Source organism: Sphingomonas sp. LT1P40 (assembly GCF_036663835.1).
Lineage (GTDB): Bacteria > Pseudomonadota > Alphaproteobacteria > Sphingomonadales > Sphingomonadaceae > Sphingomonas.
Genome location: NZ_JAXOJT010000002.1, coordinates 338,747 through 358,987 on the forward strand (window position 1 = coordinate 338,747; position 20,241 = coordinate 358,987).

The window sequence follows — 20,241 nt, forward strand, 5'->3', positions numbered from 1 at the left end:
GTTAGGGGCGGCGACGGGCCACGCGGTCCCAACGCCGCGCGTGCTCTCTGTAAGGAGAGACTGAAATGACTGATCTACCTGCTCCGGCGCTCAAGCCGGCGCGTCCGCATTTTTCCTCCGGTCCCTGCGCAAAGCCGCCGGGCTGGGCTCCCGAAAAACTCGATACGCAAGTGATGGGCCGGTCGCACCGGTCGAAGCTAGGCAAGACGCGTCTGCGATATGCCATCGACCTGATGCGCGAGATGCTGAAGCTGCCCGACACACACCGCATCGGCATCGTCCCCGGTTCCGACACCGGGGCGTTCGAGATGGCGATGTGGACGATGCTCGGCGCGCGTGGCGTGACGACATTGGCATGGGAGAGCTTCGGCGAAGGCTGGGTCACCGATGCGGTCAAGCAGTTGAAACTCGATCCGACTGTCGTGCGCGCCGATTACGGCCAGCTGCCCAACCTGACCGCCATCGACTGGACGACCGACGTGCTGTTCACCTGGAACGGCACCACCAGCGGCGTGTGTGTCCCCAATGGCGAGTGGATCCCCGACGACCGCGAAGGCCTGTCCTTTGCCGACGCGACCAGCGCGGTGTTCGCCTATGACATCCCATGGGACAAGATCGACGTCGCCACATTCAGCTGGCAGAAAGTGCTGGGCGGCGAAGGCGGGCACGGCGTCCTGATCCTCGGCCCCCGCGCGGTCGAGCGGCTGGAAGCTTACACCCCCGCATGGCCGCTCCCGAAAGTGTTCCGCCTGATGGCGAAGGGCAAGCTGGCAGAGGGCGTGTTCAAGGGCGAGACGATCAACACGCCGTCGATGCTGGCGGTGGAGGATGCGATCTTTGCGCTGGAATGGGCGAAGTCGATTGGCGGTGCCGAGGGGCTGATCGCACGGTCGGACGCCAATGCCGCGGCGCTCGACAAGATTGTGGCAGAGCGTGATTGGCTGGGCCATCTTGCGCTCGATGAGGCGTTCCGGTCGAAAACCAGCGTTTGCTTGGCGTTCACTGACAAGGCTCTCGGCGACTTTCCATTGAGCGAAGAGGCGGCTGCGGCGCTCGCGAAGAAGATGGTCTCATTTCTTGAGGCTGAAGATGCCGCATACGACATTGGCAGCTATCGTGACGCCCCGGCAGGCTTGCGTATCTGGTGCGGCGCTACTGTGGAAACTGCGGATATCGTCGCCCTTGGACCTTGGCTCGATTGGGCTTGGCGCAAGGCTTCCATGGAACTGTTGCGCTAGCTCTCTACAGAGCTGCGTTCGCTTCAAACCACATTCCCCAGATTTGAAAGATTCCGGCTTTCGCCGGGATGGCGAGGTAGAAAATGCCAAAAGTACTCATTTCCGACAAAATGGACCCCAAGGCCGCCGAAATCTTCCGCGAGCGCGGCGTCGAGGTGGACGAGATCACCGGCAAGACGCAGGACGAGCTGAAGGCGATCATCGGCCAGTATGACGGCCTCGCCATCCGCAGCTCGTCCAAGGTCACGCAGGAGATCCTGGATGCCGCAACCAACCTGAAGGTCGTCGGCCGCGCCGGGATTGGCGTCGATAACGTCGATATCCCCGCCGCGTCGGCAAAGGGCGTGGTCGTCATGAACACCCCGTTCGGCAATTCGATCACGACCGCCGAACACGCCATCGCGCTGATGTTCGCGCTCGCCCGTCAGCTGCCCGAGGCCGATCTGTCGACTCAGGCCGGCAAGTGGGAGAAGAACCGCTTCATGGGGGTCGAGCTGACCGCCAAGACGTTGGGCCTGATCGGAGCGGGGAATATCGGATCGATCGTCGCCGATCGTGCGCTGGGTCTGCGCATGAAGGTTATCGCGTTCGATCCGTTCCTGTCGCCGGAGCGCGCGGTGGAAATGGGCGTGGAGAAGGTCGAGCTCGATCAGCTGCTCGCCCGCGCCGATTTCATCACGCTGCACACGCCGCTGACCGACCAGACGCGCAACATCCTGTCCGCCGAGAATCTGGCCAAGACGAAAAAGGGCGTGCGCATCATCAATTGCGCGCGCGGCGGGCTGATCGACGAAGTCGCGCTGAAGGAAGGCCTCGATTCGGGGCATATCGGCGGCGCGGCGCTCGACGTGTTCGTAAGCGAGCCCGCCAAGGAATCGCCGCTGTTCGGCACCCCCAACTTCATCTCGACCCCGCATCTGGGTGCCTCCACCAACGAGGCGCAGGTCAATGTCGCGATTCAGGTCGCCGAACAGATGGCCGATTTCCTCGTCAATGGCGGCGTCACCAACGCGCTCAACATGCCGTCGCTGTCCGCCGAGGAAGCGCCGCGCATCAAGCCCTATATGGAACTGGCCGAAAAGCTGGGCAGCCTGGTCGGGCAACTGGCGCATGGCAGCATCGCCCGCGTCTCGATCCACAGCGAGGGTGCGGCGGCCGAACTCAACCAGAAGCCGATCGTAAGTGCGGTGCTGGCCGGGTTCCTGCGCGTCCATTCGGACACGGTGAACATGGTCAACGCGCCCTTCCTGGCCAAGGAACGCGGCATCGAAGTGCGGGAGATCAAGACCGAGAAGGAAGGCGATTACCACACGCTGGTGCGCGTCTCGGTCAAAACCGATGCGGGCGAGCGGTCGGTCGCGGGCACGCTGTTCGGCAACAAGGCACCCCGCCTGGTCGAGCTGTTCGGTATCAAGGTCGAGGCCGATCTGGCCGGGCATATGCTGTACGTCGTCAACGAGGATGCGCCGGGGTTCATCGGCCGTCTGGGCAGCGCGCTGGGCGAGGCAGGAGTGAATATCGGCACCTTCCACCTCGGTCGCCGCGATGCCGGTGGCGAGGCGGTGCTGCTGCTGTCGGTCGATGACGCCGTGACGCCGGATCTGATCGCCACGGTGCGCGCACTACCGGGTGTGAAGACGGCGATGGCGTTGAAGTTCTGAGGCGCATATGGGAGCGGGGATGAACGGACTTCTTCCCGAGGGCTTTCATGACCGCCTCCCGCCCCATGCCGACGCGGCTGCGGCGCTGGAGCGGCGTGTGCTCGATGTCGCGCGGGCCTATGGTTATGAGCAGGTCGATCCGCCCCTCGCCGAGTTCGAGGATTCGCTGGGTGCGCGGCTGAAGGCGGCGAGTGCGAAGGATGCGGTGCGCTTTACCGATCCGGTGTCGCGCCGCACGCTGGCGATTCGGCCCGATATCACCGCGCAGGTCGGGCGAATTGCGGCGACGCGGATGGCGCACCACCCGCGCCCCGTGCGGCTATCCTATGCCGGGCAAGTGCTGAAACTGCGCGCCAGCGAGTTACGGCCCGAGCGTGCGATGCGGCAGATCGGTTGCGAGTTGATCGGGCGCGACAGTGTGGCGGCGGCGCGTGAGATCGTGACCGTTGCGGTCGAGGCGCTCGAGGCGGCGGGCGTCACCGGGCTCGCGCTCGATTTCACCTTGCCCGACCTGATCGAGCAGTTGGCACCCGATATGGCAGCCGATGCGCTGATGCGGTTGCGCGACCGGCTGGATGCGAAGGATGCGGCAGGCGTGGCGGCGATCGATCCGGCATTCCTGCCGTTGATCGAAGCGGCGGGTCCGTTTGAGACGGCCATCGAGCGGTTGCGTGCGCATGACCGTAACGGCGTGCTGGCGTCCCGCCTCGACGGGCTGGCCGCCGTTGCCGAAGCGGTATCGGGCAAGGTCGCGCTGACGCTCGACCCGACCGAGCGCCACGGCTTCGAATATCAAAGCTGGATCGGCTTCTCGCTGTTCGCGCAAGGGGTGCGCGGCGAGATCGGGCGCGGCGGCAGCTATTCCGTGATCGGCGCGGACGGCGAGGAGCCTGCGGTCGGATTCTCGCTGTTCGCCGATTCGATCCTCGACGCGGGGCTGACCAACGGCGACCGGCGGCGTGTGTTCCTGCCCGTGGGGACCAATGCCGCCAAGGCGGCGGCGCTGCGCCGTGAAGGCTGGGCTGCGGTCGCTGCGCTGGATGCCGACGACAGCGCGGCGGCGCAATTGTGCACGCACCAGTTGATCGACGGGAAGCCGGTCGCGCTCTAATCCAGCGGTTCGGCCAGCAAGTCCGCCCACTCCGGGTGCTTGCGGATATAGGCGGCGACGAACGAACATTTTGCGATCAGCGTCATGCCGCGTGCCCGTACATCGGTCAGCGCATGCAGGATCAGACGGCTGGCGATGCCCCGTCCCTCCAGCGCGGGCGGGACGATGGTATGGGTGAAGGTCATGACGTCACCGTCGATCGTATAGGCGGCAAAGGCGGTGTGGCCATCGACCACGAGTTCGTAGCGGCTACGGCTCCGGTTATCGGTCACGCTGTCAGAATCCATCTGTCGTCCCTCGATTGCTGCCCCTTGGGCGCAATGGTAGCGCGATAGCACTGGAGGGCAACGCCGTGACGATCCGATTGCTGAGCCTATTGCTGCTGTTCGTGATGCTGGGTGCCGCGCGTCAGCCGGTCAAGCTGGTGCGCGCCGGCGAGCGGATCGAATGGTCGATGGGAGAGGGCCGCAAAGTCTATCGGCTGGGCGGCATGACGGCGATGTTCGACCGGGTGCAATGCGCGCCGCTGGGCGAAGATTGCGAGGAGGGGCATATGGAGCCCAAGCTCGTCATCACCGCAGCGGACGGCAAATCGGTCACGCTTGACGGCTCGCCGATGCAGAATATCCTGATGCTCGGACCATTGTCGAAAGGCGGACCGGTCGCGGCATTCGTGCAGACCTATAGCGGGGGCATGCATTGCTGTCAGGAGATGCGCGCGGTGGTGCCGGGTGCGGACGGGCTGAAGGTCGTCGAACTGGGTGCCTATGACGGGGCCGAGATCGGCTGGCCAAAGGATATCGACAAGGACGGGACGCTGGACTTCGTGGTGAGCGACGACCGCTTCCTTTATGCGTTCGAGAGCTATGCCGGGAGCGTCGCGCCGCCGATGGTGCTGAACGTGATCGACGGCGCAAAGGTCGATGTTTCCGCCGACCCGCGCTTTCGCAAGATATTCGAGAAGGCGGCGGCGGAAACGCGCAAAGGCTGCATCAAGGAGGAATATCCGAACGGCGCCTGCGCGGCATGGGCGGCGAACGCGGCGCGGCTGGGTCAGTTGGAGGCGGCAATGCCGGTCATCCTCAAGGAAATCCGTACCGAGCCGAAAATCTGGCCGGACAAGTGCAAGGTCGCGCGCGATCCCGAGAACGGCGCATGCCCCGACGGCCAGCTGATCGAATATCCCGATTATGCCGCCGGTTTGCGCGCATATCTGGCGGAACTGGGCTATACGCCGCCCGCATGAGTGACCCGCAAGACGTTCTTCGTACCACTTTCGGCTTTCCTGATTTTCGTGGCGTCCAGCGTGACGTCGTAACGCGCGTGCTCGCCGGACAGCGCACGCTGGCGGTGATGCCGACCGGCGCGGGCAAGTCGCTGACCTATCAGCTCCCGTCGGTGATGCTGGAGGGGACGTGTCTGGTCGTTTCCCCGTTGATCGCGCTGATGCACGATCAGCTGCGCGCGGCGGAGGCGGTGGGTATCCGCGCCGCGACACTGACCAGCGCCGACGATAATCGCGACGAGACGATATCGCGGTTCAGGGCGGGCGAGCTCGACCTGCTTTACGTTGCGCCGGAACGGGCGTCGAACGAGGGGTTTCGCAACCTGCTGCGTCAGGCACCGCTGTCGATGTTCGCCATCGACGAAGCGCATTGCGTGAGCGAGTGGGGTCATGACTTCAGGCCCGATTATCGGCTGCTGCGCCCGCTGCTCGACGCGTTCCCCGATCTGCCCCGGCTGGCGCTGACCGCCACCGCCGACGCGCATACCCGCGCCGATATCCTCGAACAGCTGGGTATTCCCGACGACGGGATGATCATCGCCGGGTTCGACCGGCCCAATATCCGCTACGCGATCACCAATACCGCCTCCAAAGGATCGGCGATCGCGTCTTTGGTCAAGCGCACGCCGGGGGCCGGGATCGTGTATGCGACCTCACGCGACCGCACCGAGAAGCTGGCAGCGGCGCTGGCCGGAACCGGGCGGCAGACGCGCTTTTACCACGCGGGCATGGCCCCCGATCAGCGCAAGCGCGCGCAGGCCGAGTTCGTGCGGTCCGAAGATATGGTGATGGTCGCGACAATTGCGTTCGGGATGGGGATCGACAAGCCCGACGTGCGCTTTGTCGCGCATGCCGGCCTGCCGAAGTCGATCGAGGGTTATTATCAGGAAAGCGGGCGTGCGGGGCGCGATGGCGATCCGGCGGTGGCACACCTGTTCTGGGCACCCGGCGATTTCACGCGCGCGCGCGAATGGCTGATGGAGATGCCGGAGGGGCGGCGCGCGGCGGAGCGGACGCGGCTCGACGCGCTGGCCGGACTGGTCGAGACGGCGGAGTGTCGGCGCGCGGTGCTGTTGCGCTATTTTGGGGAAACGCCGCCGGACAAATGCGGCAATTGCGACAATTGCCTGAACGCGCCGGGGGTGCGCGACGCGACCGAGACTGCGCGCAAATTGCTGTCCGCGGTCTATCGCACCGGACAACGCTTCGGCGTCGGGCATCTCGAAAAGGTGCTGAGCGGGGCGAGCGACGAGCGCATCCTGAAATGGGGCCATGACCGGCTGACCGTGTTCGGCATCGCGGACCCGGAGGATATGGCGCTGGTCAAGCCGGTGGCGCGGGCGTTACAGGCGCGCGGCGTGCTGGTGCCGAACGAGCATGGCGGGCTGGCGCTGGGGGGCAATGCGCGCGAGATTTTGCGCGGCGAGGCCAGGGTTGAGGTCGTGCTGGCCAGCGAGCCGGAACGCGGGCGCAAGCGGCGCGGCGGTCCGGCTGTCGAGATGGCGAGCGAGGATGCGCCGCTGTTCGAGGCGTTGCGCGCCAAGCGCCGTGAACTGGCGGAAACGGCAAGCGTCCCGCCCTATGTGATCTTTCACGATTCGGTGTTGCGCGAAATGGCGTCGCGGCGACCGCGCGACCGCGCGACGCTGGCCACGTTCACCGGCGTCGGCGAACGCAAGCTAGATGCCTATGGCGATGCTTTCCTTCAGGTGATACGCGAAGCGCCGTAGTTGCGTTCGGCTGGGCTGAACCGGTGCCACAGGAGAGGTTCATGGCCAACATCCGCCGTATCAACGACCAGATTTCGGTCGCCCCGCAAATCGATCCGGCGGATGTGACCGAACTGGCGCGGGCGGGGTTCGTGGCAATCGTCAACAACCGGCCCGACGACGAGGAATCCGGCCAGCCCGAGGGTGAAGCGGTGCGCGCGGTGGCCGAGACGCTGGGCCTGTCCTATCACGCGATTCCGGTGACGCATGCCGGCTTCGCCGCGACTCAGGTCGAGGCGATGCGCAACGCGCTGGATGCGGCAGATGGTCCCGTGCTGGCCTATTGCCGGTCGGGCACGCGATCGGCGAATTTATGGGCACTGGCGGAGGCGAGCGGGGGTACCGATCCGGTCGAACTGATCGAGCAGGCGGCGGGCGCGGGCTATGATCTGAACGGAATTCGCGCGATGCTGGATACGCTTTCAGGACGGACGTGAGCTTTCTGGCATGAACTGGATGCTTGCTGCGGGATCGCTGGCGGCAGTGTTGACGCTGGCGGGAATCGCCTGGGCGTTACGGCTGGGCGGGACACAGCAACTGAAAACGGGCGACGATGCGGTCGCGCTGGCCGAGGCACTGGTGAGCGGGTTCGTCGGGCAAGCGGGCGTGGTTTCGGCGAGCGGCGGACTGGCCGCCGTCGCGGGCGATGCGGGCGAACTGGTACTGATCGAGCCGATGGGTGCGCGGTTCCGGGCGCGGCGGATCGACGGTGCGACGCTCCTGTCGGTGACGCACGGGGACGCTGGTGCCGCGATCACGCTGCAAACGGGTACGGGGGAGCTATTCCGCATTACGGTGGCGGATGCGGAGGAGGCTCGGGCATTCGCGGCGGCGCTGGACGGCTGAACGCCCCATTGCACTTGCCACACAGACGCGCTTATTAACACGCGTGTAAGGAACGCGATGCCCAATCTGCCCGATCCCGTCGATCTTGCGGTCCCCGCCTTCGTCCTGCTCGTGCTGGCGGAGATGGTGGTCGCGCGATTGAAGGATCGCAGCCGGTACTGTCCGCGCGATACGCTGACGTCGCTGATGCTCGGCTTTGGCAGCACCATCGCAGGCGTGCTGGCGGGCGGTGCGATCTTTGCGCTGGCGGTGTGGGTGCACCAGTTCCGCCTCTTCGACATCGGCTACGCCTGGTACTGGTTCGTGGTCGCGTTCGTGATCGACGATCTGGCCTATTACGCCTTCCACCGATCGGCGCACCGGGTGCGGTGGTTCTGGGCGAGCCATGTCATCCATCATTCCAGCCAGCATTATAATCTGTCGACCGCGCTCAGGCAGACCTGGACCGGGTTCTTTAGCGTGTCGTTCCTGTTTCGCCTCCCGCTGTTTCTGATCGGCTTTCCGCCGGCGATGGTGTTCTTCGTCGCAGGGGTGAACCTGGTCTATCAGTTCTGGATCCACACCGAAGTGATCGGTCGTATGCCGCGCTGGTTCGAGGCGGTGATGAACACGCCGTCGCACCACCGCGTCCACCACGCCACCAACCCGCGTTATCTCGACAAGAATTATGCGGGGGTGTTCATCATCTGGGACCGGATGTTCGGCACCTATGAGCCGGAGCGCGACGATGAGCGGCCGCGCTACGGGATCGTCCACAACCTCCCCGACTTCAACCTGATCCGCGCGGCGTTCCACGAATGGTGGGGAATCGCGAAGGACGTATGGACCGCCCCGAACTGGCACGCTCGCCTTGGCTATATGTTCGCGCCGCCCGGGTGGAGCCACGACGGCAGCCGCGATACATCGGAAACCATCAAGGCGCGCTGGGCGGCGCGGGAAGACTTGCGTCGGCAAGCGTCCGCTCACGCGGACGACGGTGCCGGCCCGGTCCCCTACCCGGCCACCCACACGGTACACTCGATGGGTGGCCGGGTGGGGGAGCGGGCCGGCACCGTCTAGCCGAAGGCTCGAGAACAAATGCAAGAAGCCGATATCGTCGTCATCGGAGCCGGGTCCGGAGGCAGCGCCGCCGCAGGCCGCCTGAGCGAGGACGGTAAATATAGCGTCGCGGTGATCGAGGCCGGGGGGCGTAATACCGGCTGGCGCACGCTGATGCCCGGCGCGATGGCGATGCAGACGCCGGCGACCAACTGGGCGTATGAGACCGTGCCGCAGCCGGGGTTGAACGGGCGGCGTGGCTATCAGCCACGGGGGAAGGGACTGGGCGGGTCGAGCGCGATCAACGCCATGCTCTATGTGCGCGGACATCCATGGGATTACGACAATTGGGCGGCTTTGGGTTGCACCGGTTGGGGCTGGGACGATGTGCTGCCGGTGTTCAAGCGCAGCGAGGCGAACGAACGCGGTGCCGACGGCTGGCATGGCGGCGATGGGCCATTGCATGTCGGCGATCAGGGGTTCGCGCATGCCGGGTCGAGGGCGTTCATCGACGCCGCCGCATCGCTGCAAATCCCGCGCAACGACGATTTCAACGGCGCGCGTCAGGAAGGCGCTGGCCTGTATCAGGTGACGCAGAAGGATGGCGAGCGCTGGACCGCGGCGCGCGGTTACCTGACCGAACGGCCCAACCTCAACATCATTTGCGACGCGACGGTCGAGCGCGTGTTGTTCGAGGAAGGGCGCGTATGGGGCGTCGCCTATGCGCGCGGCGGGCAGACGCGAATGATCCGGGCACGACGCGCCGTGGTGATGGCTGGCGGGGTGTTCGGCACGCCGCAGACGCTGATGCTGTCGGGCATCGGACCGCGTGCACATCTGGCCGAGTTGGGGATTCCGGTGCGGGTCGACGCGCCTGAAGTCGGCGGCAATTTACAGGACCATCTCGATTATGTTGCGGCGTTCGAGACTCCGGGCAATCTGTTCCTGGGCCGGTCGCTGCGCGGATCGCTGAGCGGGATGGGCGCGATGTGGCGCTGGTTCCGGTCGCGTTCGGGTCAGATGACGTCGCCCTTTGCCGAGGCGGGGGCGTTTCTGAAGACCGATCCGTTGCTGTCCGCGCCCGACATCCAGCTCCATTTCCTGATCGCGATCGTCGAGGATCATGGCCGGGCAAAGGTAAAGGCGCACGGGTTCAGCTGTCACGCCTGTGTGCTGCGGCCGGAGAGCCGGGGAACGGTGCGGCTGCAGTCGATCGATCCGCGCGCGGCACCGCTGATCGACCCCGGTTTTCTGAGCGACCGGCGCGATGTCGATCTGCTGATGAAGGGCGTGCGGGAAATGTACCGCATCCTCGACGCCGAACCGCTGAAGCGATTTGGCGGGCGCGATCGCTATCCGATCGATATCCAGGACGATGCCGCGCTGGAGCGGCTGATCCGGGCGCGGTCGGACACAATCTATCACCCGGTCGGCACCGCGCGGATGGGCAGCGATGCCGGGGCGGTGTGCGACCCGCAACTGCGTGTGCGGGGGGTGGAGGGGCTGTACGTTGCCGATGCCTCGGTGATGCCGCGTCTTATTGGCGGGAACACCAACGCGCCGAGCATCATGATCGGCGAACGCTGTGCCGATTTCGTGAAGGCTGACCTTCGCTGAACAAAAAAAGGGCCGGTGGCGAACCACCGGCCCAGTCGTCCGCAGGAGGAACGACGTGAGGGGCCGCGCCGGAACGCGGCCCCGATCTCTCAATAGTTGTAGGCGCGTTCGCCATGCTCGTTGATGTCGAGGCCATCGGTCTCGACTTCAGCGGTCGGGCGAAGGCCGATCGTGTATTTGAGCACGAGGAACAGGACGAGGCTGACCACGCCGGTCCAGGCGACGGTTACGCCCACCGCCCAAAGCTGGGTGATGACCTGTGCGACCATGTCATATTCGCCCGCCTTGGCGACCGGTGCGGTATAGTCGATCCAACCCTGACCGCCGAACGCCGGGTTGGCGACGATGCCGGTGCCGATCGCGCCGATGATGCCGCCGACCGCATGGATGCCGAACACGTCGAGCGTGTCGTCATATTTCAACGCATTCTTCACCGTGGTGACGAACAGGAAGCAAACCAGCGAGGCGACAGCACCCAGCAGGATCGCGGTGCCGGGATGGGCAAAGCCCGCCGCCGGGGTGATCGCCACCAGACCGGCGACGACACCCGATGCCGCGCCAAGCAGCGACGGCTTTTTGTGAACGATCTGTTCGATGATCGCCCATGTCGCACCCGCCGCAGCGGTTGCCGTCAGCGTGTTGATGAAGGCGAGTGCGCCGAACGCGTTGGCTTCGAGACCCGAACCCGCGTTAAAACCGAACCAGCCGATCCACAGCAAGGATGCGCCGATCATGGTCATCACCAGCGAGTGAGGCGGCATCGGCTCCGACTTGTAGCCAAGGCGTGGACCGATCACGAGGCAGCCGACCAGACCGGCGATGCCGGCATTGATGTGTACGACTGTGCCGCCGGCAAAGTCGAGCGCGCCCCAGCCCCACAACAGACCCGTGTCATCGGGTGCGGCGTGAAGGAAGTCCGGGCCAGCCCAGTACCAGACCATGTGTGCGAGCGGGAAATAGGCGAGCGTCAGCCATGCGACCACGAAGATGATCAGCGGCGTGAACTTCACGCGCTCGGCAAACGCCCCGACGATCAGCGCCGGCGTGATGCAGGCAAAGGTCATCTGGAAGATCACGAAGACATATTCCGGCAGATAGACGCCATTGGAGAAGGTTGCGGCGAAGGTCGTCGGATCGACGCCCATCAGAAACGCCTTGTCCAGACCGCCGAACAGTTTCGGGAATGGCGTGCCGGTCGAGGTGAAGGCCATCGAATAGCCCCAGGCGAACCACACGAGTGCGGCCACGCAGACGATCGTCAGCACCTGCATCAGCACCGACAGCATGTTCTTCGTGCGGACCAGGCCGCCATAGAACAGCGCCAGCGCGGGCACCGACATCATCAGCACCAGTGCGGATGCGACCAGCATCCAGGCGACATCGCCTTTGTTGACCATCTCTGCGGTCGGGACGAAGGCGGCGGTCGCGGCCGCAGGGGCCGCCTCGGCCACGGCTTCCGTGGCGTTTTGCGCCCAGGCGGGGATCGCCGCGAACATCGCAGCTCCCGCACCGGCGGCTAGTTTCAAAGCAGTTTTCATGGCTTACCCCCTGTTACAGCGCGGTCTGATCGGTTTCGCCGGTGCGGATGCGCACCGCCTGACCGACGTCGAGCACGAAGATCTTGCCGTCGCCGATCGCACCGGTGTTGGCCGCGGCCTGAACCGCCTCGACCACACGGCCCGCGAGATCGCTCGCGCAGACCACCTCGATCTTGATTTTCGGCACCATGTTGGTGCTGTATTCCGCTCCGCGGTAGATTTCGGTCTGGCCTTTCTGCCTTCCGAACCCTTTGACCTCGGTAACGGTCATGCCCGCGACACCCAGTTCGGTGAGTGCTTCCCGGACGTCATCAAGCTTGAACGGCTTGATGATGGCGATGACGAGTTTCATTGCGCCCCCTTCTCTTTTGACCCGGAAGGCCAATCAGCAAAGGGCGTGCCAGAGTCGAAATCGTGGGGATTCTGCCAGAGTCGCCGGCAGACGTTCGTTACCGAAAGGTAAAAAATTGTGCAGGTGCGAATGGCTGCCTGTTTTTTAGGCTGTTGGCATCACTGCCCGCGCAAGGTGCAGATCTTCGTCGTCGACCATGACGCGAACCGGGATCAGCATGGCCAGACTGCCCTCAACCACGCTGGACCCGGCGTCGAAGGCGAAGGCCATGATCCCCTCCGCCTCCAGCAATCCGATCACCATATGCGCCTCCGGTGGCGAATAGCGGCCAAGTTCGACCAGCGCCATCAGGCGGTTGTGCGCTGGGGATTGCGCACGGGGAGGCCGTCGATGCTGGTCGTGCGGATGGCGTATTTGCCGAAGCGTTCGGCATCGGTCTGCTTGATATGATATTTGCTGAGCGTCTCACGCTCGCGCTCGAAGCTCATATAAGGGACGCCCCAGCCGCACGAGGTTTGCACGGCGTCGAGATCGATCACGAAGATTTGGCGCGTGCCGGGCAGCAATGTGAAATGTGCGGCGAGTGCATCCCATTCAGCATCCTGCGGCAGCACCGGGCGGCCCCGCCCGTAGATGCGAAAAATCAGCGCCGGACTGTCGAACGCACAGAACATGATCGTGATACGCCCGTCGGCGATGAGATGCGCGTTGGTCTCATTGCCCGATCCCGCGACGTCGAGATAGGCGATGGTGCGGTCATCGAGTACACGGAAACTGTCCATCCCCTTTGGACTGAGGTTGACGCGCGCGTCCGGGGCGGCGGTGGCGACGAAGAACACCGGCTGTTTCGCGATGAACGCGCGGTGATCGTCGGTGAGGGCGTCGAAGAATTCGGCCATGATGCGCTCCATTGACGCGCATGGTTCATGCGCATAGGCTTAGCGCATGAAACAGGATAGCATCTTCTCGGGCAAGCGAAAACCGGTGAACCTTTCAATCGATACCGGGATTGTGGCAGCAGCGCGTGAGGCTGGAATCAACCTTTCCCAAGTCAGCGAGAGAGCAATTCGCGACGCGGCCAAAGCCGAGCGTGATCGAAAGTGGGCGGAAGATAATCGCGACTGGGCAGAAACGTGGAATGCCTGGGTCGATGAACATGGCCTGCCGCTCGCCCGATATCGCCAGTTCTGATGGCGCAATTCGACGTGCATCGCACGCATGGCGCGGGCCTTTTGCTCGACTGCCAAAACGGTTCGCTGGCCCATCTACGCACACGGATCGTTGTACCGCTTATTCCAGTGGACACCGCGCCCGCCGCGCGCGACCGCTTACACCCGGTGTTCGATATACACGGGCAGGACCATCTACTTGCGACGCATCTGGTGGCCACCGTGCCCACGAACGAGCTCGGAAAGGCAATTGCGTCGCTGGCCAGCGAGCATCACATTATTGTGGGTGCATTCGATCGGCTGCTAACCGGCGTTTAGGCTAAGCCGCCGTCCCGCCCACCGTCAGTCCCTCCACCAGCAAGGTGGGCTGGCCCACGCCGGCCGGCACGCTCTGCCCGCCCTTGCCGCACATGCCGATGCCCTCGTCGAGGGCGAAGTCGTTGCCGATGCCGGTGACTTTGGTGAGGCAGGTCGGGCCATCGCCAATCAGCGTCGCGCCCTTGATCGGGGCACCGATCTTGCCATCCTCGATCCGGTAGGCTTCGGTGCAGGAGAAGACGAATTTGCCGGAGACTATATCGACCTGACCGCCGCCGAAGGATTTAGCGAAGATGCCCTTTTTTACGCGGGCAAGCAGCTCGGCGGGATCGTCCGCGCCCCCCTTCATGAAGGTGTTGGTCATGCGTGGCATCGGCGCGTGCTGGAAACTTTCCCGGCGGCCATTACCGGTCGGCTCGACCCCCATCAGCCGGGCGTTGAGGCGATCCTGCATATAGCCGCGCAGGATGCCGTCCTCGATCAGCACGGTTTCGCGCGTCGGCGTACCCTCGTCATCGATTGACAGCGAGCCGCGCCGGTCGAGGATCGACCCGTCGTCCACCACCGTAACGCCGGGGGCGGCAACGCGCTCGCCGATGCGACCGGAGAAAGCGGACGTGCCCTTTCGGTTGAAATCGCCCTCCAGCCCGTGGCCGATTGCTTCATGGAGCAGGATGCCGGGCCAGCCCGGGCCGAGCAGCACGGTCATTTCACCCGCCGGTGCATCGACGGCGTCGAGATTGACCAGCGCCTGTGCCAGCGCTTCGTCGATCGCACCGTTCCAGGTTTCGGGCTGAAGCAGCCGGTCATACAGCGCGCGACCGCCGGTGCCATAGGTCCCGGTTTCACGGCGGCCGTTGGTTTCGACGACGATCGAGACATTGAGCCGCACCAGCGGGCGGATATCGGTGGCGATGAAACCGTCCGGGCGGACGATTTCGACCACGCTCCACGATCCGAGCAGGCTGACCGACACCTGCACCACGCGCGGATCGCGGGCGCGGGCGGCGGCGTCGATCGTCTGGCACAAATTCACCTTGTCGGCGAAAGGAACCAGGTCGAGCGGGTCGGCATCGGTGTAGAGGTGGCGGTTGGTCTTTGTCGGCGGCGCGGCGCGCGGCGATGCGGTGGGGTCGATCAGCGCCATCGTCTGTGCCGCGCGCTGAATCGCGGCGGCGCTAATGTCGTTGGCATGGGCAAAGGCGGTCGTCTCGCCCGCCACCGCGCGCAGGCCGAAGCCCGAATCCGTGTTGTAGGACGCCGTCTTCAGCCGTCCATCGTCGAAGCCGAACGCCTCGGACTTGCGATATTGCAAATAAAGCTCGCCGTCATCGGCACGCGCGAGGGCGTCGGCGGTGAGGCGGAGGGCGGCGTCGGCATCGAAGCCGTCGCGATAGAGGAAGCCACGAGGATCGCTGTACATGCCAGCGAATATAGGCAGCCTAAACGCTGGCGCCAGACGATATGTCAGGCAGTTCGCTCTGATCCGCGCCATCCGCCGCGCCGCCGATCAGCACGAAGCGGCGGTCGCAATAGCCGCAATCGACATAGCCATGCTCGTCGATTTGCAGAAACACGCGCGGATGGCCAAGCGAGGCTGCGATGCCGGCATGCGCGCCGTCACAGGCGACACGGGCGTGCGAGACGCGGGTGGTTTCGGGTGGCGCGATCATGGGCACGCGGTTAGCAAAGCGGCGCCGTTGCGGCAATGCGCCAGATGTTCGCAATCGGGTTTCACTTGCCAATCCACGCGCGCAGTTCCAATTCCGCTGGCATGAGCGACGCGGCGATCGAAATTCAGGGGCTTTCCAAAACCTATGCGGGGGGAAAGCAGGCGCTGGACGATGTCAGTTTCGATGTCGCGCGCGGAACGATTTTCGGGCTGTTGGGGCCGAATGGCGCGGGCAAATCGACGCTCATCAACATATTGGCGGGTCTTGTGAACAAGACCGGCGGTACGGCACGCGTGTGGGGGTTCGATATCGACCAGCATCCGCGCAACGCCAAGCGCGCGATCGGCATCGTCAATCAGGAAATCCTGTTCGACCCGTTCTTCACGCCGGTCGAGACGCTGGAGATCCAGGCCGGCCTGTACGGCGTACCCAAGGGGGAGCGGCGCTCGATGGAGTTGCTGCGCGCGGTACATCTTGAGGACAAGGCCAACGCCTATTCGCGTACTTTGTCCGGGGGCATGAAACGGCGGCTGATGGTGGCAAAGGCGATGGTGCATTCGCCGCCGGTGCTCGTGCTCGACGAGCCAACCGCGGGCGTCGATATCGAACTTCGCCAGCAGCTCTGGGCCTATGTCCGCAGCTTGAACGAGCGCGGCGTGACGGTGGTGCTGACCACCCATTATCTGGAGGAAGCCGAACAGCTGTGCGATCGCATCGCGATCATCAACCACGGTCGCGTGATCGCCAACGAGCCGACGCGCGCGCTGGTCAACAAGACTCAGGAAAAGGCGGTCGAGGTGGTGGTGGACCGGGATATCGACGCCCTCCCCGACAATGGCTGCTTTCTGAAGATTGAAGCGAAGGGTGAGCGCACGCTGCTCATCACCTATGCCAAGGACAAGGCCAATGCCGGCGAAGTGCTGGGCGCGGTACAGGCGGCGGGGTTCGGGATCATCGATGTCTCGACCCGCGAAGCCGATCTGGAGGACGTGTTCCTGAGCCTGACGCGGGCGTCCAATGGCTGAAAGCGACGTCCTCATCATCGGTTCCGGCGCAGCTGGGCTGACCGCAGCGCTCAACCTGGCCGACCGGTTCAAGGTCACCGTGCTGGCCAAGGGGCAGCTGAACGAGGGATCGACCGCCTGGGCGCAGGGTGGGATCGCGGCGGTGCTGGAGCCGGGCGATACGTTCGAGAGCCATATCGAGGACACGATGGTGGCGGGCGCGGGGCTGAACGATCGCGCCACGGTGGAGTTCGTGGTCGAGAATGCACCGGCCGCAATCGAGCGACTGGCGAAGCTGGGCGTGCCGTTCAACGCGGACGACGATGGCGAAGGCCTGCATCTGACGCGTGAGGGCGGGCATAGCGCGCGGCGCATCGTGCATGTCGACGACGCCACCGGCTGGGCCGTGCAGGAAGCGCTGATCCGTGCGGCGACGGCGCATCCCAACATCACTTTGGTGCCGGATCGCGTGGCGATCGACCTGGCGACCAGCCGCCATGAAGAACGCTATTCGGGCGCGGGCAATGTGTGGGGCGTCTATGCCGTCAACCGTGTCACCGGGCGGGTCGAGCTCTTCACCGCCCGTGCGACGATATTGGCGACCGGGGGCGCGGGGCGCACCTATCTGTTCTCAACCGCACCGCGCGGGGCGACCGGGGACGGCATCGCCATGGCGTGGCGCGCGGGATGCCGCGTTGCCAATATGGAGTTCATGCAGTTCCACCCGACCTGTCTCTACAATCTCGACATCAAGAACTTCCTGATTACCGAGGCGGTGCGCGGCGAGGGCGGGCATCTGATCAACCCCGGCACGGGCAAGCGCTTCATGGCCGATTACGACGCCCGGCTGGAGCTGGCCCCCCGCGACATCGTGGCACGCGCGATCGACGCGGAGATCAAGCGCGACGGACTCGACTATGTCCATCTCGATATCAGCCATATGCCGCCCGAATTCGTGAAAGGGCATTTCCCGAACATCTACGAGAAGCTGTTGACGCTGGGCATCGACATGACGACCGGACCGATTCCGGTCGTCCCGGCACAACATTATACGTGCGGCGGTATCGTCATCGATTTGGACGGACGCACCGACCTGCCCGGTCTGTATGCGGCGGGCGAATGCACCGAGAGCGGGCTGCACGGCGCGAACCGGCTGGCGAGCAATTCGCTGCTGGAATGTTTCGTGTTCGGAGAGGCAGCGGCGAAGCATATCGCGGCAAGCTGGGACGCGCTGCCCGCGCCTCCGGCGATTCAGCCATGGGACGAAAGCCGCGTCGCGGATTCGGACGAGGAAGTCGTCATCAAGCAGAACTGGACCGAAATCCGCCGTTTCATGTGGAATTATGTCGGGATCGTGCGGACCACCAAACGGCTCGAACGCGCGGCGCACCGCATCAAGATGCTGAACGAGGAAGTCGCGGATTATTACGGCCATTTCCGCGTCACCCCCGACCTGATCGAGTTGCGCAACCTGCTGCAATCGGCCGAATTGATCGTGCGTTCCGCGCTGCACCGCAAGGAAAGCCGGGGGCTGCATTTTACGCTGGATTATCCCGAAACGGCATCGCAACCGATCGACACCATTCTTGTTCCGTGATTTTTTCGGGGAATCTTCACGCTTTACCGTCATAATCCCGGCATTCGTCGCAGCTTTGGCCAAAGTGGCTTGAGACTTGCGGCGGTGCGACAGCATGTTCACATTGGGCAAGGGGCAATGACTGGTTTCGCAATGATCGAGTTCACGATTTTACAACGGGCGCTCACTTTGGGTGGCCTTGCCCCCGCGCTGTTGATCGGGGCCGGCGTGCATGGCCAGGACCTGCCCGCGAATTTGCCCGCACCGAGCTATCGGATGGCAATTCCACCTGCGCCGCAACCGCTGCCCGTCTTTCCTGCCCCGGCATCGCTGAGCGCGACGGTGAATTCGCTGGCGCGCAATTTCGGCGGCGTGGTGGGGATTTCGGTGCGCAGCCTTGAATGGGGCTGGCAGGTCGATGCCAATGGCGCCCGCCGCATGCCGCAGCAAAGCGTGAGCAAATTATGGGTTGCGATGACCGTGCTCGACGCACGCGACCGCGGCCGCCTGACGCTCGACGATCCGGTATCGGTGACGCGCGACAATCTGACCGTGTTCCATCAGCCGATCGCATCTTTGGTGGTCAAGAACGGCGTTTATCAGACGACGGTGCGCGAATTGCTGCTGCGCGCGATGCAGTCGAGTGACAATACCGCCAACGATCGCCTGATGAACCTGGTCGGCGGGCCACAGGCGGTGCGCGCCTTTATCCGCGAAAAGCAGCTCGGCGAAATCCGCTTCGGCCCCGGCGAGAAATTGTTACAGGCGGGAACCGCCGGCCTGACGTGGCAGCCCCGCTATTCGATGGCAGGCGAGTTTCAGCGCGCGCGGGCCGCACTGCCGCCGACCGTGCGGCGTGCGGCGTTCGACGCGTATGTCGCCGATCCGGTCGATGGCGCGGCACCGTCGGCGATCGCACTTGCACTAGCGCGGCTGAAGGCGGGCGAGCTGCTGTCGCCATCGTCCGGCCGCTGGCTGATGACGGTGATGGAGGCATCGCGCACCGGCAAGATGCGACTGCGCGGCGCAGTCCCCGTCGGCTGGACGTTCGGGCACAAGACCGGGACGGGCCAGGATCTGGGCGGGCGAACGGCCGGCTATAACGATGTCGGCATTCTGACGGCACCCGACGGCAAATCCTATTCGGTCGCGGTGATGATCGGCGATACGCCGCGCCCGATCCGCGAGCGGCAGGAACTGATGCAGGCCGTAGTCGCCTCCGTGGTCGCCAACCACCGCTAGGTTCGGGCGCAACCTTCGGGAAGCGGATCGCGTCGCCCGACATTAGACGCGCCTGTATGACAATGACGCCCGCCCGCTATCACTGGCCCGCCGCCGAAGCCGCGCTCGACCGCGAGGGCTGGGCGGTGCTGCCCGAACTTCTGTCACCATCCGAATGTGCGGGACTGACCGCGCTTTACGATACGCCCGAGCCGTTTCGCAGCACGGTGACGATGGCGCGGCACGGGTTCGGGCGCGGCGAGTATCGCTATTTCAGCTATCCCTTGCCGCCATTGGTTTCGGCGTTGCGGACGGCGCTCTATCCCCGGCTCGCGGAAATAGCGAACCGCTGGCATGAACGCATGGGGATTGCACGGCGCTTTCCGAGCAACCACGCCGGCTTCCTCACCGAATGCCATGTCGGCGGACAGAATCGACCGACGCCATTGCTGCTTCGCTATGGTCCCGGGGACTATAATTGCCTGCATCAGGACCTGTATGGCGATCACGTTTTTCCGCTCCAGGTGGCAATCCTTTTATCCGCACCCGAGGGGTTCGAGGGCGGCGAGCTGGTGCTGACCGAACAGCGCCCGCGAATGCAGTCGCGCGCGGCGGTGGTGCCGCTCGTGCAGGGTGACGCGGTCGTGTTTGCGGTGAACCAGCGGCCGGTTCGCGGCGGCCGGGGTGATTATCGGGTGACGATGCGGCATGGCGTGAGCGCGATCCGGCGCGGGCAGCGGCACACATTGGGAATCATTTTCCACGACGCGCTTTAGGTGGCGACACTGGCCAGCGTACACGCCGGTTAGGTCTCGCCCCGGTCGC

Annotated in this window: 22 protein-coding genes; 15 read left to right on the top strand and 7 right to left on the bottom strand. The window is 64.6% G+C overall.

What is annotated here, in order from left to right; genetic code table 11:
- Positions 1-65 precede the first annotated feature (65 nt).
- From U1702_RS13000 to U1702_RS13010, 3 genes are all read left to right on the top strand, one after another.
- Positions 66-1,238: a phosphoserine transaminase gene (locus U1702_RS13000; RefSeq protein WP_332725285.1), complete on the top strand. Its 1,173-nt coding sequence runs from the start codon at positions 66-68 to the stop codon at positions 1,236-1,238.
- An 83-nt stretch (positions 1,239-1,321) separates the two neighbouring features.
- On the top strand, positions 1,322-2,899 hold the full coding sequence (gene serA / locus U1702_RS13005) for a phosphoglycerate dehydrogenase (protein ID WP_332725286.1): 1,578 nt from the start codon (positions 1,322-1,324) through the stop codon (positions 2,897-2,899).
- Between the two features lie 19 nt (positions 2,900-2,918).
- Positions 2,919-4,010, top strand: coding sequence for an ATP phosphoribosyltransferase regulatory subunit (locus tag U1702_RS13010; protein WP_332725288.1), 1,092 nt, complete (start codon positions 2,919-2,921; stop codon positions 4,008-4,010).
- Here U1702_RS13010 and U1702_RS13015 read toward each other — a convergent pair.
- Complete coding sequence (locus U1702_RS13015; RefSeq protein WP_332725290.1) at positions 4,007-4,282, bottom strand: GNAT family N-acetyltransferase; 276 nt, start codon at positions 4,280-4,282, stop codon at positions 4,007-4,009. The two genes, U1702_RS13010 and U1702_RS13015, sit on opposite strands and share 4 nt — an antisense overlap.
- Before the next feature lie 80 nt (positions 4,283-4,362).
- Between U1702_RS13015 and U1702_RS13020 the strand changes: the two genes are divergently transcribed.
- Genes U1702_RS13020 through U1702_RS13045 form a run of 6 tightly spaced genes read left to right on the top strand, consistent with a single transcriptional unit; the run spans position 4,363 to position 10,565 of the window.
- On the top strand, positions 4,363-5,256 hold the full coding sequence (locus U1702_RS13020; protein ID WP_332725292.1) for a hypothetical protein: 894 nt from the start codon (positions 4,363-4,365) through the stop codon (positions 5,254-5,256).
- Entirely contained in the window at positions 5,253-7,025 is a 1,773-nt protein-coding gene (gene recQ / locus U1702_RS13025) for a DNA helicase RecQ (RefSeq protein WP_332725294.1), read from the top strand. Before U1702_RS13020 ends, recQ begins: the two co-directional genes overlap by 4 nt.
- Before the next feature lie 41 nt (positions 7,026-7,066).
- Positions 7,067-7,501, top strand: coding sequence for a protein tyrosine phosphatase family protein (locus tag U1702_RS13030; RefSeq protein WP_332725296.1), 435 nt, complete (start codon positions 7,067-7,069; stop codon positions 7,499-7,501).
- Between the two features lie 10 nt (positions 7,502-7,511).
- Positions 7,512-7,910, top strand: coding sequence for a hypothetical protein (locus U1702_RS13035; protein WP_332725299.1), 399 nt, complete (start codon positions 7,512-7,514; stop codon positions 7,908-7,910).
- Positions 7,911-7,967: 57 nt separating this feature from the next.
- Complete coding sequence (locus tag U1702_RS13040) at positions 7,968-8,969, top strand: sterol desaturase family protein (protein WP_332725301.1); 1,002 nt, start codon at positions 7,968-7,970, stop codon at positions 8,967-8,969.
- Between the two features lie 18 nt (positions 8,970-8,987).
- Positions 8,988-10,565 carry a GMC family oxidoreductase gene (locus tag U1702_RS13045; RefSeq protein WP_332725303.1) on the top strand — a complete coding sequence of 526 codons (1,578 nt, stop codon included), beginning with the start codon at positions 8,988-8,990 and terminating at the stop codon, positions 10,563-10,565.
- Between the two features lie 89 nt (positions 10,566-10,654).
- Here U1702_RS13045 and U1702_RS13050 read toward each other — a convergent pair whose 3' ends face one another.
- The 4 genes from U1702_RS13050 to U1702_RS13065 form a co-directional block, all read right to left on the bottom strand.
- Positions 10,655-12,103, bottom strand: a complete 1,449-nt coding sequence (locus U1702_RS13050; RefSeq protein ID WP_332725305.1) for an ammonium transporter — start codon at positions 12,101-12,103, stop codon at positions 10,655-10,657.
- A 13-nt stretch (positions 12,104-12,116) separates the two neighbouring features.
- A complete protein-coding gene (locus U1702_RS13055) occupies positions 12,117-12,455 on the bottom strand; it encodes a P-II family nitrogen regulator (RefSeq protein ID WP_332725307.1) in 339 nt (112 codons plus the stop codon).
- Between the two features lie 144 nt (positions 12,456-12,599).
- On the bottom strand, positions 12,600-12,803 hold the full coding sequence (locus U1702_RS13060; RefSeq protein WP_332725309.1) for a putative signal transducing protein: 204 nt from the start codon (positions 12,801-12,803) through the stop codon (positions 12,600-12,602).
- Complete coding sequence (locus U1702_RS13065; protein ID WP_332725312.1) at positions 12,803-13,354, bottom strand: pyridoxamine 5'-phosphate oxidase family protein; 552 nt, start codon at positions 13,352-13,354, stop codon at positions 12,803-12,805. The genes U1702_RS13060 and U1702_RS13065 overlap by 1 nt, the downstream gene beginning before the upstream one ends.
- 46 nt (positions 13,355-13,400) lie before the next feature.
- Here U1702_RS13065 and U1702_RS13070 point away from each other — a divergent pair, with 46 nt between their 5' ends.
- Positions 13,401-13,646: a type II toxin-antitoxin system CcdA family antitoxin gene (locus tag U1702_RS13070; protein ID WP_332725314.1), complete on the top strand. Its 246-nt coding sequence runs from the start codon at positions 13,401-13,403 to the stop codon at positions 13,644-13,646.
- On the top strand, positions 13,646-13,942 hold the full coding sequence (locus U1702_RS13075; RefSeq protein WP_332725316.1) for a CcdB family protein: 297 nt from the start codon (positions 13,646-13,648) through the stop codon (positions 13,940-13,942). Before U1702_RS13070 ends, U1702_RS13075 begins: the two co-directional genes overlap by 1 nt.
- A gap of 1 nt (position 13,943) precedes the next feature.
- Here the strand turns inward: U1702_RS13075 and tldD are convergent, their stop codons facing one another.
- Both tldD and U1702_RS13085 read right to left on the bottom strand, forming a co-directional pair.
- Positions 13,944-15,365: a metalloprotease TldD gene (gene tldD, locus U1702_RS13080; RefSeq protein WP_332725318.1), complete on the bottom strand. Its 1,422-nt coding sequence runs from the start codon at positions 15,363-15,365 to the stop codon at positions 13,944-13,946.
- A gap of 19 nt (positions 15,366-15,384) precedes the next feature.
- Positions 15,385-15,615, bottom strand: coding sequence for a zinc-finger domain-containing protein (locus tag U1702_RS13085; protein WP_332725320.1), 231 nt, complete (start codon positions 15,613-15,615; stop codon positions 15,385-15,387).
- Positions 15,616-15,716: 101 nt separating this feature from the next.
- On the opposite strand from U1702_RS13085, the gene U1702_RS13090 reads away from it, so the two are divergent.
- From U1702_RS13090 to U1702_RS13105, 4 genes are all read left to right on the top strand, one after another.
- Positions 15,717-16,640: an ABC transporter ATP-binding protein gene (locus U1702_RS13090; RefSeq protein WP_332725322.1), complete on the top strand. Its 924-nt coding sequence runs from the start codon at positions 15,717-15,719 to the stop codon at positions 16,638-16,640.
- Positions 16,633-18,216, top strand: coding sequence for an L-aspartate oxidase (nadB, locus tag U1702_RS13095; protein ID WP_332725324.1), 1,584 nt, complete (start codon positions 16,633-16,635; stop codon positions 18,214-18,216). Before U1702_RS13090 ends, nadB begins: the two co-directional genes overlap by 8 nt.
- 117 nt (positions 18,217-18,333) lie before the next feature.
- Entirely contained in the window at positions 18,334-19,437 is a 1,104-nt protein-coding gene (locus U1702_RS13100) for a serine hydrolase (protein WP_332725326.1), read from the top strand.
- Between the two features lie 62 nt (positions 19,438-19,499).
- Positions 19,500-20,192: a 2OG-Fe(II) oxygenase gene (locus tag U1702_RS13105; protein ID WP_332725328.1), complete on the top strand. Its 693-nt coding sequence runs from the start codon at positions 19,500-19,502 to the stop codon at positions 20,190-20,192.
- Positions 20,193-20,241 lie beyond the last annotated feature (49 nt).